This window comes from Blastococcus sp. SYSU DS1024, from assembly GCF_054050795.1.
This window is the reverse complement of sequence record NZ_JBJHAA010000015.1, coordinates 101,353-107,567: the sequence shown is the minus strand read 5'-3', so window position 1 is coordinate 107,567 and position 6,215 is coordinate 101,353. Positions and strand designations below refer to the sequence as shown.

Annotated in this window: 6 protein-coding genes; 2 read left to right on the top strand and 4 right to left on the bottom strand. The window is 73.8% G+C overall.

The genetic code is table 11. From position 1 onward, the window contains the following. Positions 1 to 110 precede the first annotated feature (110 nt). From ACI79S_RS14625 to ACI79S_RS14615, 3 genes are all read right to left on the bottom strand, one after another. The gene (locus tag ACI79S_RS14625) at positions 111 to 947 is read right to left on the bottom strand and encodes a DUF4191 domain-containing protein (RefSeq protein ID WP_456594172.1); all 837 of its coding nucleotides are present in this window, start codon (positions 945 to 947) and stop codon (positions 111 to 113) included. Between the two features lie 60 nt (positions 948 to 1,007). Beyond that, positions 1,008 to 1,994, bottom strand: coding sequence for a lipoyl synthase (gene lipA, locus ACI79S_RS14620; RefSeq protein ID WP_456594171.1), 987 nt, complete (start codon positions 1,992 to 1,994; stop codon positions 1,008 to 1,010). Between the two features lie 83 nt (positions 1,995 to 2,077). Continuing rightward, positions 2,078 to 3,139, bottom strand: a complete 1,062-nt coding sequence (locus ACI79S_RS14615; RefSeq protein ID WP_456594170.1) for a hypothetical protein — start codon at positions 3,137 to 3,139, stop codon at positions 2,078 to 2,080. Positions 3,140 to 3,255: 116 nt separating this feature from the next. Between ACI79S_RS14615 and ACI79S_RS14610 the strand changes: the two genes are divergently transcribed. After that, positions 3,256 to 4,185, top strand: a complete 930-nt coding sequence (locus ACI79S_RS14610) for an LLM class F420-dependent oxidoreductase (RefSeq protein WP_456594169.1) — start codon at positions 3,256 to 3,258, stop codon at positions 4,183 to 4,185. 67 nt (positions 4,186 to 4,252) lie between these two features. Here ACI79S_RS14610 and ACI79S_RS14605 read toward each other — a convergent pair whose 3' ends face one another. Further along, positions 4,253 to 5,329 (bottom strand): class I SAM-dependent methyltransferase, encoded by a 1,077-nt coding sequence (locus ACI79S_RS14605; RefSeq protein ID WP_456594168.1) that lies wholly within the window; start codon positions 5,327 to 5,329, stop codon positions 4,253 to 4,255. A 182-nt stretch (positions 5,330 to 5,511) separates the two neighbouring features. Here ACI79S_RS14605 and ACI79S_RS14600 point away from each other — a divergent pair, with 182 nt between their 5' ends. Continuing rightward, positions 5,512 to 6,213, top strand: coding sequence for a winged helix-turn-helix transcriptional regulator (locus tag ACI79S_RS14600; protein ID WP_456594167.1), 702 nt, complete (start codon positions 5,512 to 5,514; stop codon positions 6,211 to 6,213). The last annotated feature ends 2 nt before the right edge of the window (positions 6,214 to 6,215 follow it).

The following is a 6,215-nucleotide window of genomic DNA, read 5'->3' as shown; positions in this document are numbered from 1 at the left end:
GGGCAACTTTCCGTTACCCATATCATTACAGTGGGTTTTGTGGGGGTGGGTGGCGCGGTAGGGGGGGGGGCCGGGGCGGGGGGGGGGGGGCCCCCGCTGCGGCGTGCGGATCAGCGGCGGCGGACCTGGCGCTGGCTGACCGACATCTGGCGGCCACCCGGGAGCGGGCCACCGGGAACCGGCATGCGAGGCCCGCCCAGCGCGCTCATCCGCCGGCCCAGGGCGTTGACCTCGGCGGCGCTGAGGTTGCGCGGCAGCTTCATCACGTGGGTGCTGAGCTTCTTCAGCGGCACCTGACCCTCGGCGTCGCCGATGGTGACGTCGTAGATCGGGGTGTCACCGACGACGCGGGCGATCTTCTTCTTCTCCTGCGCGATCAGGCCGCGCACCCGGGTCGGCGAACCCTCGCCGACGAGCACGATCCCCGGCCGGCCGAGCACCCGGTGCACCGCGTCCAGCTGCGGGGTGCCGGCGACACCGGAGGTGACCCGCCAGTCGCCGCGCATGCCCTCCAGCACCCAGGCAGCCGCACCCGGCTGGCCCTCGACCTGGGTGTAGGCCGATCGCTGGGCCCGACGGCCGAAGACGATGAGCGCCGCCAGGCCACCGAAGAGCAGGGCCAGCGGGATGAACAGGAACGGCGCGCTCAGCAGGATGCCGATCAGCTCGACCACGGCCGCGACCGCGACGAACCAGATCAGCATGATCCACGGCAGCTTCGGGTCGTTGCGCCGCGTCAGGGTGTAGGCCTGCTTGAGCATGCTGCCCTGGCTGCGCATCTTCTTGAAGCGGCCGACCTTCGGCTGGCCGTTCTTGTCCAGCTTGGGGGTCTTGCCCGCCTTGCCCGAGCCGGCGGCCGAGGCACCCGAGCTCCGGCCACCGTCCTTCGGGGTGCGCCCGGCGCTGCCGCCCGGGGCGGTGGGGTCAGAGGACTTGCTGCGTGCCATGACCCCAGGATAGGGGCGCGCGGCGCCGCGCCCCGGCACCCACCGACCGGATCTGCCGAGTCAGGCCTGGCGAGTGAGCCCCCGGGCCTCGACCGCCTGCTGGTAGAGCCGGCCGGCGCGGTAGGAGCTGCGCACGAGGGGCCCGGCCAGCACGCCCGGGAAGCCGATGGCCTCGGCGTCGGCCTGGAACTGCACGAACTCGTCGGGCTTGACCCAGCGGACGACGGGGTGGTGGCGCGGCGAGGGGCGCAGGTACTGGGTGATGGTCAGCAGGTCACAGCCGGCGTCGTGCAGCGCCTGCATCGTCTCGACGACCTCGTGCGGCTCTTCGCCCATGCCGAGGATCAGGTTGGACTTGGTGACCAGCCCGGCCTCGCGCGCCGCGGTGATGACCGCCAGCGAGCGCTCGAAGCGGAAGCCGGGACGGATGCGCTTGAAGATCCGCGGCACGGTCTCCACGTTGTGCGCGAGCACCTCCGGCCGGGAGGAGAACACCTCGGCGAGCTGGTCGGGGTCGGCGTTGAAGTCGGGGATCAGCAGCTCGACACCGCAGCCGGGCAGCGCGGCGTGGATCTGCCGGACCGTCTCGGCGTACAGCCACGCACCGCCGTCGGGCAGGTCGTCGCGGGCGACGCCGGTGACGGTGGCGTACTTCAGCCCCATGGTCGCCACGCTCTCGGCCACCCGGCGCGGCTCGTCGGCGTCGAACTCGGCCGGCTTGCCGGTGTCGATCTGGCAGAAGTCGCACCGCCGGGTGCACTGGTCGCCACCGATGAGGAACGTCGCCTCCCGGTCCTCCCAGCACTCGTAGATGTTGGGGCAGCCGGCCTCCTCGCAGACCGTGTGCAAACCCTCGCGGCGGACCAGCGACTTCAGCTCGGTGTACTCGGGCCCGGTCTTGAGCCGGGTCTTGATCCACTCGGGCTTGCGCTCGATCGGGACCTGGCTGTTGCGCACCTCGAGGCGCAGCAGCTTCCGGCCGGCGGGCTCGATCCGGGAGTCCTCGGTGGTTGTCGGTTCCGGGATCGTCGGCGGCGCCTCGCTCATGATCCCCACGGTACTCGCGAAGACGCCGCAGCCCCCGTCGCGCGAGGCGGCGGGGGCTGCGGCGGTGGACCGTCGTCGGGCGGTCAGACCTGCTTGTCGTCGGGGCCGGCGGTCGGACCCTGGTCGGAGCCGCCGCCCGAGGTGAACGGCTTCGGCGCGTCGCTGCCGTTCTCCGTCGCGGTGTCGGGGCCGTCGCCCTCCACCAGCTGCGCGTCGCGGACGCCCATGTCGGACTCGGGCGGCGCCGAGTCGGTGGTCTGCGACGCGGTGGAGACGGTCTTCCCGGAGTTGCTGTCGGAGCTGGGCACGGGGTCCTCTCGGTAGCTGGGCACCGGGCCGTCACCGGCAGGTGCGGGCGTCCACGCGTCGGCCTTCTTGCGCCGCAGCAGGACGAACGCGGCCGTACCCAGGGCGAGCACGGCGAACACCCAGGGCCAGCGCTTCGGCTCCGACTGCACCCCGGTCCGCCGCTTGACGGTCGTCGCGGTGGCCAGGGCGGCCTTCTCGAACTCGCGGCGCTTCTTGCCGGCCTTCTTGCGCGCCTTCTTCGCCGTCTTCCGCGTCTTCCGGGACGACTCGGCGGCCGCGGCGGCCAGCTCGGCGCGCCGGGCGTCGAGCTCGCTGCGGGCGCTGTCCACCCCGGCGAGGAGCGTGCCACGGGCGCTCTCCAGGGCCGGTGTCACCACGTCGCGGGCAGCGGTGACCCGTGGCGTGGTGTAGGCCAGCGCCGCGGCCTGCGCCGCGGTCAGCCGGGGCGCGACGTCCTCGGCGAGGGCCCGCTGGGCCGCCCCGCGCGCCGCCTCCACCCGGGGGCCGAAGTCGGCCGCGGCCCGCGCGGCGGCCAGCTGTGCCGCCGTGAGCCGGGGTGCGGCGGCCTCCCGGGCTGCCGCCACCCGCGGGGTCAGGGCGTCACGGGCGGCATCCACCCGCGGGCCGAGGGTGTCACGCGCCGACGCGACGGCCGGCGCGGCCGCTGCCACCGCAGCAGCCATCTTGGGGGCCACGGCCCGCTGGGCCGCCTCCACGTGTGGGGCCAGTTGATCTGCGGCGGCGCGACCTGCCTCGGTCACCGCCGTCCCCAGGTGGGACAGGCCCTCCTGCACTTCCGCGCTGATGATCTCGCCGCGCGTCTTCTTGCGGAACACGAGCTGCACCTCCGAGTTGATCGTCTGGCGGTCATCCTGCCCGGTCCGACCGATACCCACACCCCGAGAACGGAGGTGGGCGAGCGACGCGGTGGAGGTCTGGTTACGGTCCGGCGGTGCAGTTGCGCATCTTCACCGAACCGCAGATGGGCGCCACCTACGACGACCTGCTGGCCGTCGCCCGGCGCACGGAGGACACCGGCTTCGACGCCTTCTTCCGGTCCGACCACTACCTGACCATGGGTGGGGACGGCCTGCCCGGCCCCACCGACGCCTGGATCACCCTCGCCGGGCTGGCGCGCGAGACGAGCCGGATCCGCCTCGGCACGCTGATGACCGCCGGCACGTTCCGCCTGCCCGGCCCGCTGGCGATCTCGGTCGCGCAGGTCGACCAGATGAGCGGGGGCCGGGCCGAGCTGGGCATCGGCTCGGGCTGGTTCGAGGCCGAGCACAGCGCGTACGGCATCCCGTTCCCGCCGCTGGGGGAGCGCTTCGACCGGTACGAGGAGCAGCTCGCGGTCGTCACCGGCCTCTGGGGCACGCCGGTGGGGGAGACGTTCGACTTCGCCGGGCGGCACTACCAGCTCTCGGGCTCCCCGGCCCTGCCCAAGCCGGTGCAGGACGGCGGCATCCCGGTGCTCGTCGGTGGCCGCGGCACGCGGCGGACCCCGCGGCTGGCGGCCCGGTACGCGAGCGAGTTCAACGTGCCGTTCATGTCCGCTGCGGACAACGCCCGGCTGTTCGCCGGCGTCCGCGAGGCCTGCGACGAGGTGGGCCGCGATCCGTCGTCCCTGGTGTACAGCTCCGCGCTGGTGCTCTGCGTCGGCCGCGACGAGGCCGAGCTCGCCCGCCGCGCGGCGGCCATCGGCCGCGATGTGGAGGAGCTGCGCGAGCACGGCGTCGCCGGCACACCGGCCGAGGCCGCCGACGTGCTGGGCCGGTACGCCGAGGCCGGCGCCGAGCGGGTGTACCTGCAGGTGCTCGACCTCGCCGATCTCGACCACCTGGACCTGGTGGCAGCCGAGGTGGCGCCGCAGCTGCGCTGAACGGACCGGTGACCGCCTCCGGGCCGGAGGCGGTCACCGGACCGGAGGCGGTCACCGGACCGGGCAGTCAGCGCTCCGCCGGACGGCGGCCCCAGGTGAGCGCGTGCATCGGCGTCAGCTGGACCGACCCGAGGTCGGTGAACCCGTGGCGGGTCAGCAGCTCGTCGTAGGCCTTCCGGGGGAGCAGCTGGTCGTCGATCTGCGCCTCGAAGAACTGGATGCCGCTCATGATCCGGCCGGGGACGGTGCGCAGGCCCTCGTCCGTGTCGGGGAACGGGAAGTCGGAGACGACGAACCAGCCGCCCGGCTCCAGGGCGGCCGACACGTTCTCGGTCACCCGGTCGATGTCGCGGCACTCGTGCATCGAGATGTTGTTGACGACGACGCGCGCGGGGGGCTCGATCGCCATGTCCTCGAGGGCGCTGTGCACCAGCTCGACCCGGTCGCCCAGGCCGGCCTCCTCGACGCGAGCCCGCGCGCGGTCGAGCGAGTGCCGGTCGCCGTCCACGCCGACCACGGTGCAGCGCGGGTAGGTGGTGGCCAGCCGCACGACGCCGACGCCCGCGCCACAGGCGGTGTCGACGACCCGGCAGCCGGCCGCCAGCGCGTCCGCGACGCCGGGGACGCGGTCGAGCCCGCCGGGGACCAGCCGGGTGTAGAACGGCGTCCCGGTGCCCGAGACCGCGGCGATCCACTCGGGGCTCGTGTCCTCCCACCACATGCGCTCGCCGGTGGCCAGGGTCTCCTCGAAGCGCCCGAAGACCTCGCGCGCCTCCAGGACCCCGAAGACCCCGCCGACGTACGCCGGGGAGCCGGGGTCGAGCAGGAGGGTCGCCATGTGCGGCGCCAGCCGGAAGCCGGCCGCGGAGCGCTCGAGGATCCCGGCGCCCACGGCGGCGCGGCACCAGACGGAGACGTAGAACCCGTCGAGGCCGAGCCCCTCGGCGAGCTCGTCGGCGGTGGCCCCCGGGTGGTCGGCGATCCGGTGCAGGAGACCCGAACGCAGCCCGATGGCGACGGTCCGGTGGCCGACGTAGCCGGCGATCAGCGAGAGCACCGCGGGGGCCGTGTCGGCCAGCGTGGGGCCGGTGCCCGCCGGGGTGGTCGCAGCGGTGGCGGTGGGCGTGGGGACGGTGGTGGTCATGACGGACTCCTGAGGGTGCGGGGTGGTGACCACGTCACCGTCCCGCCGTCGGCCCCACCGGCCCCAGTGCTGGATCTGAACTCCTCCGGTACCGGGTCTGTACCACCGTCGGGTCCGCACTTCCGGTGAGCCGCTCGCGGCCCTACCGTTCAAGCCGCACGGGGACGTCGGGAGGGGCTTACATGCCCTCGCATTACGGCCAGTTCTGCCCGGTGGCCAAGGCCATGGAGCTGCTCGACGAGCGGTGGACGCTCCTCGTCGTCCGAGAGCTGCTCCTGGGCAGCCGGCACTTCAACGCCCTCCGCAGGGGCCTTCCCCGGATGTCGCCGGCGCTGCTGTCCAAGCGGCTCCACACGCTGGTCCGCGCCGGCGTGGTAGAGCGCTGGGAAGACGGCAACCGGGTGACCTACCGGCTCAGCGAATCCGGTCAGGAGCTCGGGCCGATCGTGGAGGCGCTGGGCCGTTGGGGCATCCGCTGGATCCCCGAACTGGGTGACGCCGACCTGGACCCGCACCTGCTGCTGTGGGACATTCACCGCAACGTGGACACCGAGGCGGTGCCGGACGGCCGGACGGTGATCGTCTTCTTCTTCCCCGAGCTCACGGCCGCGCGCCGCTGGTGGCTGGTGATCGCCGCAGACGGGGTGGACGTCTGCGACGTGGACCCCGGTTTCCCGGTGCGGGCGACGGTGCAGGCCGACCTGCGGACGCTGACCCGCGTGTGGCGGGGCGAAGTCGGGTGGGCAGAGGCGCTCCGCTCCGGCGACCTGGTCCTGCACGGGGAGCCGCAGGCCTGCCGGGCGCTCCCGCGGTGGCTGCGGCTGTCCCCGGTCACCCTGACGCCGGGGCCGGTCGGCAGCCGGCAGCCGGTCTCCGCCGGCTGACC

Excerpts from the sequence above, each read along its gene's own strand:
- ACI79S_RS14605 (WP_456594168.1), bottom strand. The coding sequence starts at position 5,329 with ATGACCACCACCGTCCCCACGCCCACCGCCACCGCTGCGACCACCCCG.
- ACI79S_RS14600 (WP_456594167.1), top strand. The coding sequence starts at position 5,512 with ATGCCCTCGCATTACGGCCAGTTCTGCCCGGTGGCCAAGGCCATGGAG.
- ACI79S_RS14625 (WP_456594172.1), bottom strand. The coding sequence starts at position 947 with ATGGCACGCAGCAAGTCCTCTGACCCCACCGCCCCGGGCGGCAGCGCC.
- lipA (WP_456594171.1), bottom strand. The coding sequence starts at position 1,994 with ATGAGCGAGGCGCCGCCGACGATCCCGGAACCGACAACCACCGAGGAC.